At 73.4% G+C, this 19,450-nt stretch carries 17 protein-coding genes and 1 pseudogene; 9 read left to right on the top strand and 9 right to left on the bottom strand.

Annotated elements, in window-relative coordinates; all coding sequences use genetic code 11:
• Nucleotides 1–62: 62 nt before the first annotated feature.
• Nucleotides 63–1,313 carry a glycoside hydrolase family 28 protein gene (locus CMS_RS10785; protein ID WP_223842632.1) on the bottom strand — a complete coding sequence of 417 codons (1,251 nt, stop codon included), beginning with the start codon at nt 1,311–1,313 and terminating at the stop codon, nt 63–65.
• A 418-nt stretch (nt 1,314–1,731) separates the two neighbouring features.
• Nucleotides 1,732–2,637: an alpha/beta fold hydrolase gene (locus tag CMS_RS10780; protein WP_012299483.1), complete on the bottom strand. Its 906-nt coding sequence runs from the start codon at nt 2,635–2,637 to the stop codon at nt 1,732–1,734.
• Between the two features lie 42 nt (nt 2,638–2,679).
• Here CMS_RS10780 and CMS_RS18410 point away from each other — a divergent pair.
• From CMS_RS18410 to CMS_RS10770, 3 genes and pseudogenes are all read left to right on the top strand, one after another.
• Nucleotides 2,680–3,153 (top strand): annotated as a pseudogene (locus CMS_RS18410) (hypothetical protein); the annotation flags it as partial.
• 73 nt (nt 3,154–3,226) lie between these two features.
• On the top strand, nt 3,227–4,123 hold the full coding sequence (locus tag CMS_RS10775) for an aminotransferase class III-fold pyridoxal phosphate-dependent enzyme (protein WP_434269230.1): 897 nt from the start codon (nt 3,227–3,229) through the stop codon (nt 4,121–4,123).
• A 17-nt stretch (nt 4,124–4,140) separates the two neighbouring features.
• Nucleotides 4,141–4,530, top strand: a complete 390-nt coding sequence (locus CMS_RS10770) for an NUDIX domain-containing protein (protein WP_012299482.1) — start codon at nt 4,141–4,143, stop codon at nt 4,528–4,530.
• Nucleotides 4,531–4,884: 354 nt separating this feature from the next.
• Here CMS_RS10770 and CMS_RS10765 read toward each other — a convergent pair whose 3' ends face one another.
• The 3 genes from CMS_RS10765 to CMS_RS10755 are packed head-to-tail and all read right to left on the bottom strand — an operon-like array spanning nt 4,885 to nt 7,878.
• Entirely contained in the window at nt 4,885–5,232 is a 348-nt protein-coding gene (locus CMS_RS10765; RefSeq protein WP_012299481.1) for an ASCH domain-containing protein, read from the bottom strand.
• Nucleotides 5,233–5,278: 46 nt separating this feature from the next.
• Nucleotides 5,279–5,944 (bottom strand): response regulator transcription factor, encoded by a 666-nt coding sequence (locus tag CMS_RS10760; protein ID WP_012299480.1) that lies wholly within the window; start codon nt 5,942–5,944, stop codon nt 5,279–5,281.
• A complete protein-coding gene (locus CMS_RS10755; RefSeq protein ID WP_012299479.1) occupies nt 5,941–7,878 on the bottom strand; it encodes a sensor histidine kinase in 1,938 nt (645 codons plus the stop codon). The genes CMS_RS10760 and CMS_RS10755 overlap by 4 nt, the downstream gene beginning before the upstream one ends.
• A 159-nt stretch (nt 7,879–8,037) precedes the next feature.
• Between CMS_RS10755 and CMS_RS10750 the strand changes: the two genes are divergently transcribed.
• Nucleotides 8,038–9,471 carry a CitMHS family transporter gene (locus CMS_RS10750; protein WP_223842782.1) on the top strand — a complete coding sequence of 478 codons (1,434 nt, stop codon included), beginning with the start codon at nt 8,038–8,040 and terminating at the stop codon, nt 9,469–9,471.
• Between the two features lie 96 nt (nt 9,472–9,567).
• On the opposite strand, the gene CMS_RS10745 is transcribed toward CMS_RS10750, so the two are convergent.
• The gene (locus CMS_RS10745; RefSeq protein WP_012299477.1) at nt 9,568–11,046 is read right to left on the bottom strand and encodes a DUF2079 domain-containing protein; all 1,479 of its coding nucleotides are present in this window, start codon (nt 11,044–11,046) and stop codon (nt 9,568–9,570) included.
• Between the two features lie 109 nt (nt 11,047–11,155).
• Complete coding sequence (locus tag CMS_RS10740; protein WP_012299476.1) at nt 11,156–11,587, bottom strand: DUF5997 family protein; 432 nt, start codon at nt 11,585–11,587, stop codon at nt 11,156–11,158.
• 102 nt (nt 11,588–11,689) lie between these two features.
• On the opposite strand from CMS_RS10740, the gene CMS_RS10735 reads away from it, so the two are divergent.
• The 3 genes from CMS_RS10735 to CMS_RS10725 all read left to right on the top strand — a co-directional run bounded on the left by CMS_RS10735 (nt 11,690) and on the right by CMS_RS10725 (nt 14,992).
• Nucleotides 11,690–12,712, top strand: a complete 1,023-nt coding sequence (locus CMS_RS10735) for a LysR family transcriptional regulator (RefSeq protein WP_041465003.1) — start codon at nt 11,690–11,692, stop codon at nt 12,710–12,712.
• Nucleotides 12,713–12,809: 97 nt separating this feature from the next.
• Entirely contained in the window at nt 12,810–13,772 is a 963-nt protein-coding gene (locus tag CMS_RS16655; RefSeq protein ID WP_012296866.1) for an IS481-like element IS1121 family transposase, read from the top strand.
• 140 nt (nt 13,773–13,912) lie between these two features.
• Nucleotides 13,913–14,992 (top strand): FUSC family protein, encoded by a 1,080-nt coding sequence (locus CMS_RS10725; protein WP_012299474.1) that lies wholly within the window; start codon nt 13,913–13,915, stop codon nt 14,990–14,992.
• Here the strand turns inward: CMS_RS10725 and CMS_RS10720 are convergent.
• Together CMS_RS10720 and CMS_RS10715 are read right to left on the bottom strand one after the other, a co-directional pair.
• Nucleotides 14,989–15,387, bottom strand: coding sequence for an LPS-assembly lipoprotein LptE (locus CMS_RS10720; protein ID WP_012299473.1), 399 nt, complete (start codon nt 15,385–15,387; stop codon nt 14,989–14,991). The two genes, CMS_RS10725 and CMS_RS10720, sit on opposite strands and share 4 nt — an antisense overlap.
• Nucleotides 15,388–15,404: 17 nt before the next feature.
• On the bottom strand, nt 15,405–15,803 hold the full coding sequence (locus tag CMS_RS10715; RefSeq protein WP_012299472.1) for a DUF2256 and DUF3253 domain-containing protein: 399 nt from the start codon (nt 15,801–15,803) through the stop codon (nt 15,405–15,407).
• A gap of 187 nt (nt 15,804–15,990) precedes the next feature.
• On the opposite strand from CMS_RS10715, the gene CMS_RS18250 reads away from it, so the two are divergent.
• Both CMS_RS18250 and CMS_RS18405 read left to right on the top strand, forming a co-directional pair.
• Nucleotides 15,991–17,616 carry an efflux RND transporter permease subunit gene (locus CMS_RS18250; protein ID WP_281631001.1) on the top strand — a complete coding sequence of 542 codons (1,626 nt, stop codon included), beginning with the start codon at nt 15,991–15,993 and terminating at the stop codon, nt 17,614–17,616.
• Between the two features lie 21 nt (nt 17,617–17,637).
• Nucleotides 17,638–19,431: an efflux RND transporter permease subunit gene (locus CMS_RS18405; RefSeq protein ID WP_423244446.1), complete on the top strand. Its 1,794-nt coding sequence runs from the start codon at nt 17,638–17,640 to the stop codon at nt 19,429–19,431.
• The last annotated feature ends 19 nt before the right edge of the window (nt 19,432–19,450 follow it).

Raw genomic sequence — 19,450 nt, 5'->3', positions numbered from 1 at the left:
CGGGCGGCCCGCCCACGCGGGCTACCGGCATCCCCCGCGTGTCACGCGCTCGCGGAAGCCCGTCAGCCGCAGGCGGGTGCCGCGCCGGCGTCGGCCTGCGCCGTGACCCGCACCCCGGCCCCCGATGCCGTGAGCGGCACGCCGCCGAAGTGGGCGCCCTGGGTCGTGATGTCGGCGTACGCGGCGCGGACGTCCGGATCGTCGACGTCCACGCGCCGTAGCAGCAGGCCGAGGGGATGCGCCGCATCGAAGCCCTCGAGCACGCTCGCCGCCCCCTTCACCGAGTTCGTGGCACGTAGGCCGTCGACGACGATCCCGGTGAAGCTGGGGATGTGCGTCCCGCTGCCGGACTCGTACCGCGAGTCGAACACCACGGGTGCCTTGACCAGGTCGATGCAGGTGTCGCGGAACGTGATGTCGCGGACCAGGCCGCCCGCCGCGGCCGAGCTCTTGATGCGGATCCCCCCGGCGGCGACGCTCTGGTTGCCGTACCTGTCCTTGCCGCTGATGGTGTTGCCGTCGATGAGCACGTCGCTGATCCCTGCGGTGGTCTGCCGACCGAGGGAGATGCCGTGCGTGCCGGTGAGCGTGTTGCCACGGATCGTGATGTGCGCCGACGGGGCGTCGGAGGCCTTGATGGCGATGCCGTCGTCGCCGTCCATGATGTAGGAGTCGGCGATGGTGACGTCCTGGGCGCCGGCCGGGTCGATGCCATCGGTGTTGCGGGCGTTCGCCGGGGTGAACACCACGACGCCCCACACGGTGAGGCCGACGCCGTCATTGAAGGAGATGTGCTGCCCGGGCGAGTCGATGAGGTCGACGTCGGCCACGGTCACGTCGTTCGAGCGCTGTGCCTTGATGAGCCGCGGCACGTTCTGGTTGCCCCCGGCCTTCGCCTGCGCGGAAAGGGCCCACCAGGTGGTCGCGGATCCGAGCAGGGTCGCGTCGCCGCGCCCGTCGATCCGCCCCTGGGTACCGTCGGCGGCCCGGGTGGACTCCACCCCGGAGCCGGATCCGACGGCGAGGAAGGGCGCGCACCCCAGGCCGTCTCCCCCGATGGTGCCGCAGCGGCCGTGACCGGCCACCTGGTAGGCAGCCGCGTTCCGCGACGCGAAGAGGGTGGCAGCGGGGTCGACGAGCAGCACCTCGCCCGGTCGGACGACGAGCGGACCGCTGAGGAAGTCGGTCGCGGCACCGGAGGTGCTGAGGCGCACCGCTCCGCCCGTGCCCGCGCAGGCGTCGAGGCCGCGCTGGATGCGCGCGGTGTCCGGCGGGGAGGCCTCCTCGGCCGCGCTCGCGGTCCGTCCCGGCATGGACAGTTGGGCGGGGATCGTCGCGCACGTCGTCGAGGGCGGGCGCGGTGCGCTCGGATGACGTCGGTCACCCACCGCCTCGACCAGCGAGGCGGTGAGGGGGTCACCGGCCTCGGATGCGCGATCCACGCGAGGCGTCGCGGCCCATGGGGCGGTGGGCGGGAGCACCGCGCCGGGGCGGGCGACCTCGTTCGCCTGTGCGGGCTGAGGGTGGCCCGCGAGACAGGCGGCGAGGAGGAGCGCGGGGAGGAGCAGGGTGACGTGTCGGCGCATGAGGGATCGTCCGTCCTGGAGGAGTCGCGCCGCCCGCGTTCTCCGACGACGTCGGCGCGAGAATGCACGGATTCCCCTACGGTACGGCCCGCGAACCGACGCCGTGCGCCCCCTCCACCGACGCCCCCTGCGACGGACGACCCGCTCAGGGCTCCCGCGGGGCGGCGCGTGCCGCTGCGGCGGGGGGCAGCGAGCCGAGGAAGTCGCCCACCAGCTCGGCGAAGAGGTCAGGGCGCTCGATCTGCGGCATGTGACCGCAGTCCGGGATCATGCGGGTCAGCGCGTCGGGCAGCTCCCGCGCGACGGCCGCGAGGTGGCCCGGCGGGAGAATCCGGTCGCGATCGCCCCACAGCGCGAGCACCGGGAGGCCCGACGCCCGCACGCCCTCCACCAGCGGCCGGCGCCAGCGTGAGCTCACGCCGCGGACCGTGCCGAGGTCGCGCGCGATGTCGAGCATCGTGGCCGCGTGGGCCGGTCGGGCCGACAGCGCCTGCGCGTGCCGCACGCGCTCGTCGGTCGTGAGCGCCGGGTCGTGGAAGATCGTGCGGGTCGAGCGCCGGGAGTTGCCGGGCGTCGGCCGCATGAGGAGCGTCGCGAGCGGGTCGAACGCGAGCATCCGGAGGCCCACGGTGACCTGCCGGCCGAAGCCCGCGCTGTCCGCGAGCACGAGCGCCCGCACGCGATCCGGGTGCCGGGTCGCGAGGGTCATCGCGACCGCGCCGCCGAGCGAGTTGCCGACCACGGTCACGGGGCCACGCACGCCCGCCGCGTCGAGGTAGGCGGGCAGCGCATCCGCGATCGACTCGAGCGTCGTGCCGCCGTCGACCGGATCCGACCAGCCGGACCCCGGCAGGTCGAGGCTGTGCAGCGCATGGCCGGCGGAGAGGCGGTCGTGCTGCTCCTCCCAGTCCTCGAGGCTGCGGCCGATGCCGTGCAGGAGCAGGAGCGGATCCCCGGTTCCGGTCACGCGGTGCCGCACGTCGCGGTCGCCGACCCGGATCATCGCGGTCCCCGGGGCCCGGAGCGGATCGACGTCCCCGGATGCGGCCATGCCGCGACCCTACAGAGTTCCCCCGCGCGAGGGATTCCGGCGATGTCGGGCGGAGGTGCGACGATGGAGGAGCTGCGCATCGCAGCGCCCTTCCCCGTCGCCCGGAGCCACGAGCCCCGCCCGACGTGCGGCGGTCCCCGCAGGTCGCCGATGAGCATCAAGGAGCGACACCGCATGACGATCTTCGAGCAGATGGAGTCCGAGGTCCGGAGCTACAGCCGCGGCTGGCCGGTGGTCTTCGACCGCGCGGTGGGCAGCGAGATGTTCACAGCCGACGGCGACCGCTACCTCGACTTCTTCGCGGGCGCCGGCGCGCTCAACTACGGGCACAACAACCCGGCGCTCAAGCAGAAGCTGGTCGACTACATCCTCCGCGACGGGGTCACGCACTCCCTCGACATGTTCACGGAGGCCCGCCGCGACTTCCTGCAGACGTTCCAGGACGTGATCCTCCAGCCGCGCGGGCTCGACTACCGCATCATGTTCCCCGGCCCGGGCGGCGCGAACGCGGTCGAGGCCGCGATGAAGCTCGCGCGCAAGGTCACCGGCCGCACCACGATCGTCCACTTTCACCAACTCGTTCCACGGCATGACCGAGGGCGCGCTCGCGGTCACCGGCAACGCGCTCAAGCGCGGCGGCGCCGGCCACCCGCTGCACCACGCGGTCGCGGTGCCCTTCGACGGCTACCTCGGCGGCGAGACCGACACCCTCGCGTACTTCGAGAAGCTGCTCGACGACTCGGGCTCGGGTGTCGACCTGCCCGCCGGCGTCATCGTCGAGACCGCGCAGGGCGAGGGCGGCATCAACGTCGCTACGCCTGAGTGGCTGCGGAAGCTCCGGGACCTGACCACGCGCCACGGCATCGTGCTTATCGTCGACGACGTGCAGATGGGCTGCGGCCGCACGGGCGGGTTCTTCAGCTTCGAGGAGTCGGGCATCGTCCCCGACATCGTCACGCTCTCCAAGTCCATCGGCGGCTACGGCCTGCCCATGGCCCTCACGTTGCTCAAGCCCGAGCTCGACCAGTGGAAGCCCGGCGAGCACAACGGCACCTTCCGCGGCATCGCGCCCGCGTTCCTCACGGGCGCCGAGGCCATCCGCCTGTACTGGGCCGACGGCGAGCTCGAGGCGTCGACGCTGCGCAAGGGCGAGCGGATCCACGAGGTCTTCACCGAGATCGCCGCCTCCGCCGCGCCGCAGACGCAGCTCAAGGTGCGCGGCCGCGGCCTCGCGCGCGGCATCGAGTTCCCCTCCGGCGACCTCGCCGGCGCGGTCTGCCGGGCGGCGTTCGAGCGCGGCATGCTCATGGAGACCTCGGGCGCCGGCGGCACGGTCATGAAGGTGCTGCCCGCGCTCACCATCACCGACGAGCAGGTCGAGGAGGGTCTCGCGATCATCCGCGCGTCCGTCGCCGAGGTGCTGGGCTCCACGAGCGAGGAGCTCGCGGCCGACGAGGTGCCGCTGCCGGTGGTCGTCGGGAGCTGATCCCCGTCGACGGACGCGTGGAGCACCGAGTCGCCTGCGGATTGCTCGTCCGATCGGCTCACGTGCTGCTGGCTCACCGTTCCGCGACGAAGGCCTGGTACCCGCACGTCTGGGACTTCCCGGGCGGTCATCTCGAGCCGGGCGAGAGCAGCCTCCACGCTCTGGTGCGCGAGCTGCGCGAGGAGCTGGACGTGAAGATCGACCCACCGGCCGGTGGCCCCATCCGTGTGCTCAAGATGGCAGACGCCCGCATCGAGATCTGGCAGATCGTCAGCTGGGCCGGTGTGATCACGAATGCGGCCCCGGAGGAGCACGACGCGGTCGGGTGGTTTACGGCGGAGGAAGCGGCTGGGCTCGACCTCGCGGACGCCCGATATCCCCAGCTGATACGCGACGCGCTGATCTGACCAGCAGCGCTTCCGTGCATTCCTCGGCTGCATCGCATGCATGCGCTTTCGGCTGGGGGACTCGCGCGTCGACGCCGCAGGCGAAGGCACATGACCGACACGAGTGCCTGCGGAGCCCGACTGTGACAGTTGTTCAGAGCAAGTGTCACCAACAACGACGACTGTGACAGTTGTCCAGGGCACGTGTCACCAGCGACGACGGCAGTGACGATCATTCAGTGCAAGCGTCACCAGCACCGCCGACCGTGACGGAGATGACGAGCGGCGATCGAGTAGATCTGACGAGGTGCAGCGACCGTCGGGAGCTGACCCCCGCCTGCGGGGCGGCCGTATGCCACTTGGTGCGCCCTCCACTCAGCCGACGGGCGCGACGCCCCCGAGCTCGATCTCCGCGACCACGACGGCCGCCGACGCCGGCATGGTCGGGTAGTAGTTCTCGCGGAGCTGCTCGGCGAACCGGGCCATGTCCGTGCCGGGCGGCTGGTGCGCGTCCTCCGGCGTGAGATCCGCGAGGAGGTGCCGCCGCACGGAGGTGACGCGTCCGGCGAGCGGGACGGCGGTGGCGTGCTCGTCGAAGACGAACGTCGCCGGGCCGACCCGCAGGTCCTCGCCCCAACGCACGGTGGTGGCCTTCTCGCCGCTCACGATGACGTCGTGGTGCTTCCGATGGAAGTGGATCACCTGGGCTCCTGCGTCGGACATCCGACGAGCCTACGGGCGGTGACGGGGCCGGTCGAGGAGGGCCGCTTCAGCCGCGCGGCCGCAGGATCCGGTAGCGGTGCTCCGGGCGGCCCGTGGATCCGTAGTTGAGCTGCACGTCGACCACGCGGTCGCGGGCGAGCGCGCCGAGGTAGCGCTGCGCGGTGGCGCGGGAGACGCCGACGCGCTCGGCGATCTCGGGGGCGCTGAGCTCCGCGTCGGATGCGGACAGGGCGTCGAGCACGGCCTGCTCGGTCGCCGGTCGGGCCTGCGCGGACGCGCGGCCGGGCCGCAGCGCGTGGATGGCGCGGTCGATGCCGGCCTGGTCGAGCGGGCGGTCGCTCGCGAGCCCGGCGCGGAAGGCCGCGTAGGCCGCGAGGCGCGCGGTGAGCAGCTCGGGCGCGAACGGCTTGACGAGGTAGGAGACGGCACCGCCGCGGAGGGCGCGGCGGACGGTGGCGGGGTCGTCGGCGGCCGTGACGAGGATCACGTCGGGCTCGATGCGCCGCACCAGGTCGATCCCGCTGCCGTCGGGCAGGTACGCGTCGAGGAGCACGAGGTCGGGGCGGGACGTGTCGAGCACGGCGAGCGCCGCCCGCACGCTGCCCGCGGTGCCGACGGCGCGGAACCCGGGGGCCTGCTCCACGATGCCCTCGTGCAGACGGGCGATGCGGAAGTCGTCGTCGACGATGAGGACGGTGAGGTCGTCGGTCATGCGGGGGCTCCGTCGGGGTCGCGGGTGTCGGGGCGGTCGGGGTCGGGGTCGGGGTCGGCAGGGGCGTCGGCGTCGTCGGCCGTGGGCGGATCCGCGTCCGGCGGCTCCACCACGCCCGCGAGGCGCGCGCAGAACACGGCACCGGCCTCCGCGTGGGGCGGCGGGCCGCCGGGATCCGCGACCCACACGTCGCCCCCGTCGCGCCGGGCGATGTCGCGCACGAGCGGGAGGCCGAAGCCGAGGCCGTGCGCGGGATCCGCTCCCCCGCGGTCGCCAGCGCCGCCCGCGACCGGCGCGTCCGCGGCGAGTGCGTCCGCGGCGGGCCCATCCGCCGCCGCGTCCTCCTCCGCCGCCAGCGCCTCCGCCACCGCACCCACGTCGTCGGGGCGTCGGCGGAACACGCGCCCGGCGTCGGACGCGGCCAGCCCGTCGCCCGAGTCGGAGACCGCGAGGTGCAGGTCGACCCCGTCGTCGAGCGCCTCCACCTCCACCCACCTGTCAGCGCGGGATCCGCGGACGGCCGCGTGCACCGCGTTGTCGACAAGGTTGCCGAGCACGGTCGTGACCTCCTCGGGCCGCACCAGGATCCCGCGCACGAGCGTGCCGGGCCCGACCCGCAGCGCCACGCCGCGCTCCTCCGCCTCCATCGCCTTCGCCCCGAGGAACGCCTGCAGGTACGGCTCGTCGACGAGCCCCGCGTCGACCGTCGGGAACGCCACGGGCCCCTGCTCGAGCACGCCCGCGAGGTAGCTGTCGGCCTCGTCGACCCGGCCGGTGGCGACGAGACCGCGCACGACGTGGAGGCGGTTCGCGAACTCGTGACGCTGCACGCGGAGCGCCGTGGACATCGCGGTGACGGCCGTGAGGCGGCGGCTCATCGCCTCGATGTCGGTCTCGTCGCGCAGCACCATCACCGTGCCGAGGTCGCGTCCGTCGCGGTCGACGCGGGCGACGTCGACGAAGAGCAGCCGGTCGTCGACCACGGCGCGCAGCGACGGAGATCCGGCAGCGGCCCCGGCCTGCGCCTCGGCCACCGCGTCGCGCAGCACCGGCGCGACGTCGAGGTCCGCGAGCGTGCGGCCCACCGGATCCTCGAGGCCGAGCAGCGCCGCGGCGCGCGGGTTGCAGACGGTCACCCGGCCGTCGGGCCCGATCCCGAGGACGCCCTCGCCGACGCCGGAGAGCACGGCCGCCTGGTCCTGCACGAGGCCCGCCAGCTCGGACGGCTGGAGGCCGAGGGTGAGGCGCGCGAGCCGCCGCGAGAGGATCCCGCTGGCCACCGCCCCGACGCCGAGCGCGAGCAGGGCGACGACCGCGATGGCCGCGACGTCGACGCCGATGGAGTCGCGCACGGTCGCCGCCGCGAAGCCGACGCTGACCTCGCCGACGACGCGGCTCGACGCGCTGCCCGCGGCGCCGTCGTCGTCGCCGCCCGCGGACGCATCCGCCAGCGCCCGCACCGGCACCTTCGCCCGCGCCGACTCCCCGAGCGTGCCGGTGGCCCACGTCACCTCCTCGCGCCCCGAGAGCGCGGCGGCGGGATCCGTGCTCACCCGCTGCCCGAGCTCGGCCGGGTCGGGGTGCGCGAGCCGCAGCCCCCGGTCGTCGGTGACCACGACGAACAGCGCGCCGGTCCGCTCGCGCACCGCCTCGGCCGTGCGCTGCACCGGCCCGTCGGCGAGGTCGGCGGAGGTGGCCGTCGCGGGATCCGCGGTCTCGGCGGTCACGGCGGCCCGGAGCGCGGGATCCTCGGCGGCCGTCCTGGCGATCGCGAGCGCCGTCGCCTGCGCCTCCTCGCGGTTCTCGGAGGAGCTCAGCAGACCGTAGGCGACGGTCGCGATCCCCACCACCACGAGCACGACGAGCAGCTGGAGGACGAGGGTGCGGCGCGCGAAGTCGAGCCCCGCCCGTCGTCGCCCCGTCGCTCGGTCCACCTGGTGAGCATAATGCGCAGAACGTCGTCTACGTGCACTATCGCGATCAAGCGGCACAAGCGCGACGGACCGCGGACGCCCACCTAGCGTGTGGTGTTCAGCCGGGCGTCCCGCCCACCGACGAAGGAGTCACACGTGCTGGTATTCCTGGGCTTCGCCATGGTCCTCACCTTCATGGCGCTCATCATGACCAAGCGGCTGACGCCCATGGTCGCCCTGATCCTCGTGCCGACGATCTTCGGCCTCTTCGCGGGCGCGGGCCTCGGCATCGGCGACATGGTCATCGAGGCGCTCGGCGACCTCGCGCCCACGGCCGCGCTGCTGATGTTCGCCATCATCTACTTCGGCATCATGATCGACGTCGGCCTCTTCGACCCGCTGGTGCGCCTCATCCTCCGCCTCGCGGGCGGCGACCCGGCGAAGATCGTGCTCGGCACGGCGATCCTCGCGGCCGCGGTCTCCCTCGACGGCGACGGATCCACGACCTTCATCGTCACGACGGCGGCCATGCTGCCGATCTACCGCAAGCTCGGGATGAGCCCGGTGGTCCTCACCTGCACGGCCGGCCTCGCGAACGGCACGCTCAACATCGTCCCGTGGGGCGGCCCGACCGTCCGCGCGGCGGCGGCGCTCAAGGTCTCACCGACCGACATCTTCGTGCCGATGATCCCGTCGCTCCTCGTCGGCATCGCGCTCGTCATGAGCTTCGCCTGGACCATGGGCCTCCGCGAGCGCAGCCGCCTCGCGGCGCTCGGCGAGGCGCGCGCCGAGGGCGGCCTCGACGCCGCCAGCGCCAGCGGGTCAGGCGCAGGCGTCGGCGGATCCACGGGCGGCTCCGGCTGGTGGCGCGCCGGTCGCGGCGCCCCCGCGACCCCGCGCGGCGGCCTCATCACGATGGCCCCGGCGCTCGTCCGCGCCGAGACGGCCGCCGTCTCCACGCTCGGCACCACGATGCTCGACCCCGACCGCGAGACCCTGCGCCCTCGCATGATCTGGTTCAACCTCGGTCTCACGATCGTGGTGCTCGCGCTGCTGATCATGGACCAGCTGCCGCTCGCCTACGTCTTCATGGTCGGTGCTGCCATCGCGCTGATCGCCAACTTCCGCGACCTCAAGCACCAGGGCGAGCGCATCGCGGCGCACGCGCCCAGCGTGGTCGGCGTGGTCTCGATGGTGCTCGCGGCGGGCGTCCTCATCGGCGTGCTCAACGGCACCGGGATGGTGTCGGCGATGTCCGCGTGGCTCGTGACGATCATCCCGGACGCCCTCGGCCCCGGCCTCGCGGTCATCACGGGCGTGCTCAGCATCCCGATGACCTTCTTCATGAGCAACGACGCCTTCTACTACGGCATGCTCCCGGTGCTCGCGGAGAGCGCCGCGAACTACGGCATCGACCCGGTCGAGATGGCGCGCGCGTCCATCACCGGGCAGCCCGTGCACCTGCAGAGCCCGCTCGTGCCGGCGATCCTGCTGCTCGTCTCGCTCGCGGACGTGAACCTCGGCGACCACCACCGCAAGGTGCTGTGGCGCGCGGTGCTCGTGTCGCTGACGATGCTCGCCGTGGGCGTGCTCACGGCGGTGATCCCGATCTGATCGGGGCGCTCCTCCGGGAGCGCGCACGCGGAGGCCGGGCGGCTCGGGGGAGCGCCCGGCCTCCTCGCGTGCGGGCGGGGCGGGGCGGCGTACCGGCTACTGGATCCGACGGGCGACCTGGTACCCGGCGTCGGCGTAGACGATCTCGTACGTCGTGCCCGCCTGCGTCGCCTCGCCGTACTGGTCGGCGTTGAGCGCGCCCTGGCCGAGGCCGCCGCCGAGGGTGTCGATCACGACGTACTGCGGCGCCGGGTTGCCCGGGTTGCCGAGCCAGTAGACCTCGTGGTCGTCGACGAGGTACGACATGAGGCCGATGTCGCTGAGGACGGATGCGCCGGCCGGCACCTGGTCGAGCGCGGCCTGCGCCTGGGCAGCCCGCGGCGCCGGCTCCCAGATGGTCGGCTTCGTGAGATCGACCATGGGCGAGCGGAAGAAGAGGGCGATCGCCGCCACCGCGATCGCCGCCACCGCGAGCGCCGGCACGGCGAGGCGCGACGCCGACCGCAGCCAGCGCTGGCGCCCCGCTCGCGCCCGCACGACGCCGTCGATCGCCGCGGCGAAGACGATCGGCATGAGCACCGCGTCGTAGTGGTAGCCGGGCGCCCAGTAGGCCTCGGTCGGCGCGAGGAAGCGCCAGGCGAGCGTCGGCACCACGAGGAGCAGCAGCGGCGAGCGCACGGCTATCAGCGCCCCTGCGAGGATCAGGAAGGCCACCGTCTCGAGCTTCGGCGCGACGAAGAGCCCGGCGACGGTGCCGAGGGGATCCGCGAGCGCGCCGCCCGCGTCGAGCTTGGACGCGTAGTCCCAGCGGGCCTCGCGGTTGAAGGCGGGCAGGATCACGGTGGTCGCGAGCACGAACCAGGCGACGCCCCACCCGGCGAGCGCGACGCCGATGCGGCGGTCCATCGTGAGCGCGATGATCGCGCCGAGCACCGCGACGGTGAGGCCGAGGTCCTCCTTCACGAACACGAGCGGCACAGCCCATGCGGCGGCGGCCATCGCACGGCGGGCGATCACCGCGTCGAGCGCGAAGGCCAGCAGCGGCAGGGCGAACGCGATCTCGTGGAACTGGAACGCGACCGCGCCCTGGATCCCCCAGCTGAGCCCGTAGGCCGCGGCGACGACGATCGCGCCCCACCGCCCGACGACGCGGCCGGCCAGACGGCCGACGCCGACCACCGAGATCCCGATGAGCACGGCCTGCACCACGAGCAGCGCGAACGCGTGCGGCCACACGGCGTAGACCGGGCCGAGCAGCACGAGGATCGGGTGGAAGTGGTCGCCCATGAGGTTGAAGCCGTCGCCCTTGATGGAGACGAGCGGCGCCTGGAGGCGCGAGTAGTCCTGCGCGAGCTGCGTGAAGATGCCGGTGTCCCACGACTTCACGGTGAAGCGGCGCCATTGGAGCGCGGAGTACAGCACGTAGACGGCGGTGACGAGGGCGGCGACGACCACGACGCCGACGGTGCCGGGCACGCGGGATCCGGTGATCGGCGCGGGGACGGCGGCCGCGGGATCCGGCTCGGTGGCGGCGGCGGCGTGGCGGCGGCGGGCCGTGTCGTTCGTACGGGTCACGGCATCAGGGTCTCACGCGGGGCCGAATTCGCGGCGGCGGGGTCCCCGGGGCCATCCGCTCAGCGCGGGTCGGCAGAGCGCGGGTCGTGTCCGCTCGGCGCGGGTCGGCTCAGCGGCGCGAGCCGCCGGCGCCGTCCTGGCGCTCGCGCTCGGCGGCCATCGCGGCGCGACCGGCGTCGCGGTTCTTCACGCGGATCTGCTCCTCGCGCACCTCGGCCTGCGTCGCGCGCTCCTGCACGAGCCACTGCGGCGGGGCCTGCAGCAGCTCCTTGATCTGGGCGGTGGTGAGCGCCTCGTCGACGCCGCCGCGGGCCAGGCCGGCGATGGAGACGCCGAGCTTGCCGGCGATGACCTGGCGCGGGTGCGGGCCGTCGCGCAGCAGCGTGGCCAGCCACTCGGGCGGGTTCTCGTGCATCTCGGCGAGCTCGGCGCGGGACGGGGTCGACTCCTGGAACTCCACGGGGGTCGCCGGGAGGTGCACGCCCAGCTTCTTCGCCGCGGTCGCGGCCTTCATCGTCTGGCTGGATCCGGGGCTCGTCATGTGCCCAGGGTACCGTCGGGGCCCCGACCGCCCTGCACTAGCCTGGATCGACCCGCCGCCGCTCACCGCGCCACCTTCGTGCGGGCGATCGAGGGGACTCCCGTGGACGCCGACCCGACCGCCCTCCGGCGCTTCGCCGCCGTGGCCGACGAGCTGCACTTCGCCCGCGCCGCGAAGGCCCTCAACGTCTCGCGCATCGCCGTGAGCCGCTCGATCCTCGACCTCGAGGCGCTCTGGGGCGTCGAGCTGTTCGTGCGCGACGACGGGCCCACGCGCCTCAGCCCCGCGGGCGAGGCACGGCTCGCGGAGGCCCGCGCCGCGATCGCCGCCGAGGACGCGCGCCTGGCCGAGGAGGCCGCCGCGCCGCCGCGGGGGCTCGTCGTCGCGATCGTGCCCGGCGTCACCGTCGCCAAGTGGACCCGCGCCTGGGACGAGCGCGTCGCCGACGTGCCGCTGCGGGTCGTGCCGCTCGCCGAGCCGGACGCCGCGCCCGCGCTGGTCGACCAATCCGCGGACGTCGCGTTCCTCCGCCTCCCCGTCGACGGCCGGGGCCTCACGATCGTCCCGCTCTACGGCGAGGTGCAGGTCGCGATCCTGCCCAAGGAGCACGCGCACGCCACGGCCGACGCGATCGCGATCACCGACCTCGCGGACGACCTGCTCCTGCAGCCGGCCGACCAGGTGCCGGGCTGGCCCGGGCGCACCGCGGGCGCGGATCCCGTCCCCATGCCCGAGGACGTCGCCGCGGCCGTCGAGCTGGTCGCCGCAGGCGTCGGCTTCGTGGTCGTGCCGCACGCGCTCGGCCGCCTGCACGCGCGCAAGGACGTCGTGGCCGTGCCCGTGCACGACCTGCCGGAGACGCGGATCGCCGTGGCCTGGCGCGAGGGCGACGTTTCCCCCGACATCGAGGAGCTCGTGGGCATCGTCCGCGGGCGCACGGCCGCGAGCTCGCGCTCCTCCCGCGACGAGGACGAGCGCGACCGCCGGAAGCCGACCGCCGCGCAGAAGACGGCGCGCAAGGCCGCGGGCAAGCCGGGCGGCGCGGGCGGCAAGGGCGGGTCGAAGCCGGCACCGAAGGGCGGCGGCCGCACTCCCCCGCCGCGCGGCCAGCGGCGCGGGCGCTAGGTGTACTCGGCCGTGACGTTGGTGACACTTCGGGGCGTGTGAAGAGGCCTCCTGGCTTGATGGAGCTGTTCAGTTCAACCATCGCCAGGAGGCCTCGATGTCCCACGGTAATGCTCGTCTGACGGTTCACGGGAGGGTTCTCCTCGTGCGGCGGGTGGTGGAGGATCGTCGGCCGGTCGCGCACGTCGCGCGGGAGCTGGGGGTGTCGCGGCAGTGCGCGCATCGATGGGTGAACCGGTTCCGTGCCGAGGGGCTGCGAGGGCTGACGGATCGGTCATCGCGGCCCCGGTCAGTACCGAGGCGAACGAGCCCGGAGCGGGAACGGGCCGTGCTGGAAGCGCGGGCCCAGTTGCGGGCGGGTCCTGCGCGGCTGGCGCCGGTGACAGGTGTTCCATCCCGTACGATCTCCCGCATCCTGCGCCGGCACGGGGCGCCGCCGTTGGCATGGTTGGACCCCGTCACCGGGGCCGTGATCCGGGCATCCCGGTCAACGGCGCACCGGTATGAGCACGAGCATCCGGGTGATCTGATCCACGTGGACGTGAAGAAGCTCGGGAGGATCCCGGACGGAGGCGGCTGGCGGGTCCACGGGCGCAGCGAGCAGGTCCGCGGCCGCGGGATCGGGTTCGATTACGTCCATGCCGCGGTCGATGACCACACCCGTCTCGCCTACGCGGAGATCCATCCCGATGAGAAAGGCGCGACCGCGGCCGGGTTCCTGACCCGCGCAGCGGCGTACTTCGCCGGGCGCGGGATCACCCGGATCGAGCGGGTCATCACGGACAACGCGTTCGCCTACCGGCACTCGACCGCGTTCAAGAACGCCGTCCAGGACCTGGGCGCGCGGCAGAAGTTCATCCGCCCGCACTGCCCCTGGCAGAACGGCAAGGTCGAGCGCTTCAACCGGACCCTCGCGACCGAGTGGGCCTACCGGCAACCCTTCACCAGCAACCAACACCGGGCCGACGCGCTTGACCCCTTCATCGAGCACTACAACACTGAACGAATCCACTCAAGCCACGGGCTCACGCCCGCGGCCCGAGTGTCACCAACGTCATGACTCAGTACACCTAGCGCCGACGCGAGATCGACCGACGCGCCCTCGGGAGACCGGGGGCGCGTCGTCGCGTCCGGGGGCGGTGCCGCACGGGCGTACCGTGGGGAGGCCCCGTTTCCGCTCCCGGGGAGATCGGACCCCGTGTGACGTCATCGCCCATCCCGCGACCGCCGTCGACCCGGACGCTCGGCCTCGAGGCCGCGATGCGCGCGAGCGTCGGGCTCCTGGTGCCGCTCGTCGTGCTGCTCGCGATCGACCGCCTGGACCTCGCGCTCTACGCGTCGTTCGGGGTGTTCACCGGGCTCTACGGGCGGAACGAGCGCTATCGGCTGCGGCTCGCGAGCGTGGGCGCCGGAGCGGCGATGATGCTCGTCGCGATCTCCACGGGCGTCCTGCTGTCGCTCGCCGACGCGCCGCTCGCGCTCGAGGCCGTCGGCCTCGTGATCGTGCTGGGCGGGGCGTCCCTCGTGTCGACGGCGATGAGCCTCGTGCCCCCGCATCCGCTGTTCCCCGTGTTCGGCCTCGTCGTGTGCGCGGCCGTGCCGGTGGATCCCTCGCAGGCGCGCGACGCGCTGCTGACCGCGGTGGCCGCGATCCTCTTCTCCGCCGGCGTCTGCATGTCCGGCTGGCTGCTCCGCCGCTGGGCGCCCGACACGCAGGCGCACCGCTTCCGTGCGCTGCCGCGGATCCCCGTGCGCGACGCCGCCGTGCACCGGGACCCCGCCGCGTGGACGGCCGTGGTCGCGAACGTCGTCGGCGCTCTGGTGGCGGGCGCGATCGCGGTGGCGCTCGGGCTCGGGCACCACTACTGGGCCGTCGTGACGCTCGTCGCCGTGCTGCCGGTGGTGCGCGGGCCGCTGTCGTTCACGCGCGTGGCGCACCGCGTGCTCGGGACGCTCGCCGGATCGGTGGTGGCCGCGGGAATCCTCGCGCTGCACCTGCCCGCGCCGGCCGTGATCGCCGTCGCCGTCGCCTGCCAGTTCGCCGCGGAGATCGCGGTCGGCAGGCACTACGGGCTGGCGCTCGTCTTCATCACGCCGCTCGCGCTCGTGATGGGCGGCCTCGGCCGGCCTCTGCCGGTGCTGCCGCTCGTCGCCGACCGCGTGGTCGACACGGGGGTGGGCGCGGCGGTCGGCGTGGTCGTGATCCTCGTGCTGCGGGCGCTCGCGGCCCGGCGTCGGCGGCGGGCGGGAGCCGCATCCGGGGGCACCGCCACGGCTTAGGGGAGGACCGTGGTGCTCCAGCCGTAGAGACGGCCGTTCGCGCCGAACACGTTCCAGCCGTCGGCGCAGGTGACGGTGGCCGGGTCGATCTCCGGTGGCCACCAGGTGTCCTCGATGGTGGGCATCTGGAGGTCGGTGCAGCCGCCGGGGGCGGGCGCGGCCTGGCCCGTCTGCACGGCGACGATGCTGCCGGCCTTCGCCTCGGACTTGGTGCGGATGAGGGTGCCGTCCGCGGGGATCCACGTCGGCATCGCCGTGGCGAGCGCGGTCTGGGCGTCCGCCGTGGTCGCGTAGATCTCCGTGGTGGGCGACGTGAACTGCGCGCTGGCCCCGCATCCGGACAGGAGCGCCGCGCTCGCGACGGCGGTCAGGACGGTGAGGGTCGGTCGATGCATCCCCCTAGTGTGCCTCGTCAGCGACGACGGCGGATCCGGATGGGCCCCTTGGCGGTGGAGGGATCGACGACCGACCCCTTCTGGGTGATCTCCACCTCGCCGGCCTCGACCAGCCGCCGGGCCGCGCGCCGGGCCGGCTCCATGAGGTCGCGCCACTCGTCGGGCGACTCCGCGCGGGCGGCCTCCGACGGGCAGATGGTGGCGCCGCCGGCACGGTGCGCGAGGAGGTCGAGGATCCGGCGTTCGAGCCGCTCGTCGACGTCGGTGACGCCGCGGCGACGGCACGCGTCGCTGCAGTAGCGCACCTCGTCCCAGTCGCGCTCCCACTTCTTCCGCCACTCGATGGTGCGGCCGCACGAGGCGCAGGTCTTGGGCGCGGGGACGCTGTCCCTCGTGCTCGATGCCCGGTGCGCCATCCCTCCAGCATGCTCCGCGGACAGGGGAGTCGGCTGGATGCGGTGACGGACCACTGAAAACCGGTCGCGAGCGGGGATTTCCCGACGGCGGGTGCGATACTTCCCCCACGGGGCGGGTCCCGGTGCGGGCGATCAGCGGTCCGAGCGACCGCCGCACCCGCGGCCCGCATCGCACAAGGAGCACCCCCTGCATCTCCTCTCCGTCTTCAGCCTCCGCAACCGGGCGCTGATCGCGCTCATCACGGTCGTCATCGGGGTGTTCGGCGGCATCGCGCTGACGACGCTCAAGCAGGAGCTCATCCCGTCGGTGTCGTTCCCGCAGCTCGCGGTCGTCACGGCCTACCCGGGCGCATCGCCCGCGGTCGTCGACTCCGACGTGTCGACGCCCATCGAGCGCGCGATCCAGGCGGTGCCGGGGCTCGAGTCCTCCACCGCGACCTCGCGCACCGACTCGTCCGTCATCTCGGCGTCCTTCACGTACGGCACCGACCTGGCGACGGCCGAGCAGAAGATCGACCAGGCCATCAACCGGATCCGCACGACGCTGCCGGACGGCATCGACCCGGTGGTGATCGCGGGCAGCATCGACGACCTGCCGGTGATCCAGATCGCCGTCACGAGCGACCTCAGCCCGCAGGACCTGACGGCCGCGCTCGAGCGCTCGACGCTCGCCGACATCCGCAAGCTCGCCGGCGTGCGCGACGCGAGCCTCCTCGGCACGGTCGGGCAGCGCGTGGTCGTCACGCCCGACCCCGCGAAGGTGCAGGCGGCCGGCCTCACGAACCAGGCGATCCGCGACGCGCTCGACGCGAACGGCTCGCTCCTGCCCGCGGGATCCGTGACGGAGGACGGCACGACGCTCTCGGTGCAGTCGGGCACGCGCCTCGGATCCACCCAGGACCTCGCGTCGCTGCCGCTCCTGGGCGCGGCGGGCGGGCGCCAGCTCACGATCGGCGACGTCGCCACCGTGGAGCTCGGCCAGGATCCGACCACCGGCATCTCGCGCGTCGACGGCCAGCCGTCGCTCACCATCGCGGTCACCAAGACGCCCGCGGGCAACACGGTCGACGTGTCGCACCTCGTCACCCAGCTGCTGCCGCAGCTGTCGGAGGACCTGGGGAACGACACGAAGTTGACGGTCGTCTTCGACCAGGCGCCGTTCATCGAGCAGTCGATCTCGAGCCTCACCACAGAGGGACTGCTCGGCCTCGTGTTCGCCGTCCTCGTGATCCTCGTGTTCCTGATGTCGATCCGGTCGACGATCGTGACCGCGATCTCCATCCCGGCGTCCGTGCTCATCACCTTCATCGGGATGCTGGCCTCCGGCTACACGCTCAACATCATCACGCTCGGCGCGCTCACGATCGCGGTCGGGCGCGTGGTGGATGACTCCATCGTGGTGATCGAGAACATCAAGCGGCACCTCTCCTTCACGCCCGACCGGCTCGACGCGATCCGCGCGGCCGTGCGGGAGGTCGCGGGCGCGGTGACGGCGTCCACCGCCACGACGGTCGCGGTGTTCCTGCCGATCGCGCTCGTGGGCGACATCACGGGCGAGCTGTTCCGGCCGTTCGCGCTGACCGTGACCATCGCGCTCGCCGCGTCGCTGTTCGTCTCGCTGACGATCGTGCCGGTGCTCGCGTACTGGTTCCTGCGGCCGGAGGGGGAGTCGCGGCGGGCGCGCAGGAAGGCCGCCGCCGCCGCGACCGCCGAGACCGCGCGCACGGGGGCGCACGCCGCCGTCCGCGGTGGGGTCGACGACCGGGGGCGCGCCGGTCGGCGGGCCCGCGGATCCCACGCCGCGAACGGCTAGGCCGACGGCCAGGCCGAGGGGATCGGCAAGCCGACCCGCCTCCAGCGCGGCTACCTGCCGATCCTCGCGTGGACGCTCAAGCACTCCGCGGTCACGCTGATCCTCGCGATCCTCGTGCTCGGCGGCACGGTCGCGCTCATCCCGAGCATGAAGACGAACTTCCTCGGCGACAGCGGGCAGAACACGCTCACCGTCTCGCAGGAGCTCCCGAGCGACACGAGCCTCGAGGCGCAGGACGCCGCGGCGACGAAGGTCGAGCAGGCGCTCATCGGCGTCGAGGGCGTCGACACCGTCCAGACCTCCATCGGCTCGGACAGCACATCGCTCACCTCGGCCTTCGGCGGCGGCGGGATCACGTTCGCGCTGACGACCGACGCGGACGCGGACCAGGACGCCATCCGCGAACGGGTGCGCACCGCGGTCGACGGCCTCACCGACGTGGGCGACGTGTCGCTCGCGGCGGCCTCGGGCGGGTTCTCCTCGAGCGACATCACCGTGGAGATCACCGCCAACGACTCCGACGACCTCAAGGCGTCGGCAGATGCGGTGCTCGCGGCCGTGAAGGACATCCCGTCCATCGAGCAGGCCACGAGCAACCTGTCCGAGACGCAGCCGTACATCGCGGTGACCGTCGACCGGGCGAAGGCCGCGGCCGCCGGGCTCAGCGAGCAGGCCGTGGGCGGCATCGTCACCGCGAGCCGGCTGCCGGCCGCGGTCGGGCAGGTCGTCATCGACGAGAAGACGCTGTCCATCTACATCCAGGACCCGGACGCCGCGCAGAGCCTGCAGGGGCTGCGCGACTTCCGGATCCCGACCGCCCGCGGCCTCGTGCCGCTCAGCGACCTCGCGACCGTCGAGGTGGCCGACGGCCCCGCGACCGTGACGACCACGGGCGGCTTCCGCAGCGCGACCGTGAGTGCCACGCCCGGCAGCGACGACGTGGGCTTCGCGTCGTCCGAGGTCTCGCAGGCCGTCGCCGGCGTGCAGCTGCCCGCCGGCGCGCAGGCCTCGCTCGGCGGCGTCGCGTCGCAGCAGTCCGACGCGTTCGGGCAGCTCGGGCTCGCGGTGCTGGCGGCGATCCTGATCGTCTACATCATCATGGTGGCGACGTTCCGGAGCCTCATCCAGCCGCTCGTGCTGCTCGTCTCGGTGCCGTTCGCGGCGACCGGCGCGGTGCTGCTGCAGGTGGTGACGGGGATCCCCCTGGGCGTCGCGTCGATCATCAGGCCTCCTGATGCTCGTGGGCATCGTGGTGACCAACGCGATCGTCCTCATCGACCTCGTGAACCAGTACCGGACGCGCGGCATGAGCCTCCGCCAGGCCATCCTCCAGGGGGCGGGGCGACGGCTCCGGCCCATCCTCATGACGGCGCTCGCGACGATCTTCGCGCTGCTGCCGCTCGCGATCGGGCTCACCGGGCACGGCGGGTTCATCTCGCAGCCGCTCGCGATCGTCGTGATCGGCGGCCTGCTGTCGTCGACCGTGCTGACGCTGCTCGTGCTGCCGTCGCTGTACTCGCTCGTGGAGCGCGCGGGCCTCAGGATCCAGGCGCGCCGCGACCGGAAGCGGGCCGAGCGCGGGCTGCCGGCGGGCGGATCCGCGGCGACGACCGAGGCCGACGCCGCAAGCTGATCCTGGCCTCACGACCCCGCCCGGGCGGAGCGCTGCCCTGGTGCCCGCGGTCCGCGTCCGGTAGTGTTCTCCCGTCGGCTCTTGACACCGCTACCGGACCATCCATCCGGGCGGATCGGATTTGTCAGTCAGGTGGGCCGGTTTCCCCCTCTCATTCCGCAGAGGGGTACGTCACGCGATGACACGGCCCCCGGGCGACGA

Source organism: Clavibacter sepedonicus (assembly GCF_000069225.1).
Lineage (GTDB): Bacteria > Actinomycetota > Actinomycetes > Actinomycetales > Microbacteriaceae > Clavibacter > Clavibacter sepedonicus.
The sequence above is the reverse complement of the archived record's forward strand: the minus strand, read 5'-3'. Positions and strand labels throughout refer to the sequence as shown.

Excerpts from the sequence above, each read along its gene's own strand:
- CMS_RS10750 (WP_223842782.1), top strand. The coding sequence starts at position 8,038 with ATGGTCCTCACCTTCATGGCGCTCATCATGACCAAGCGGCTGACGCCC.
- CMS_RS10765 (WP_012299481.1), bottom strand. The coding sequence starts at position 5,232 with ATGTCCGACGCAGGAGCCCAGGTGATCCACTTCCATCGGAAGCACCAC.
- CMS_RS10720 (WP_012299473.1), bottom strand. The coding sequence starts at position 15,387 with ATGCATCGACCGACCCTCACCGTCCTGACCGCCGTCGCGAGCGCGGCG.
- CMS_RS10715 (WP_012299472.1), bottom strand. The coding sequence starts at position 15,803 with ATGGCGCACCGGGCATCGAGCACGAGGGACAGCGTCCCCGCGCCCAAG.
- CMS_RS10775 (WP_434269230.1), top strand. The coding sequence starts at position 3,227 with ATGACCGAGGGCGCGCTCGCGGTCACCGGCAACGCGCTCAAGCGCGGC.
- CMS_RS10760 (WP_012299480.1), bottom strand. The coding sequence starts at position 5,944 with ATGACCGACGACCTCACCGTCCTCATCGTCGACGACGACTTCCGCATC.
- CMS_RS10780 (WP_012299483.1), bottom strand. The coding sequence starts at position 2,637 with ATGGCCGCATCCGGGGACGTCGATCCGCTCCGGGCCCCGGGGACCGCG.
- CMS_RS16655 (WP_012296866.1), top strand. The coding sequence starts at position 12,810 with ATGTCCCACGGTAATGCTCGTCTGACGGTTCACGGGAGGGTTCTCCTC.
- CMS_RS10785 (WP_223842632.1), bottom strand. The coding sequence starts at position 1,313 with ATGCCGGGACGGACCGCGAGCGCGGCCGAGGAGGCCTCCCCGCCGGAC.
- CMS_RS10740 (WP_012299476.1), bottom strand. The coding sequence starts at position 11,587 with ATGACGAGCCCCGGATCCAGCCAGACGATGAAGGCCGCGACCGCGGCG.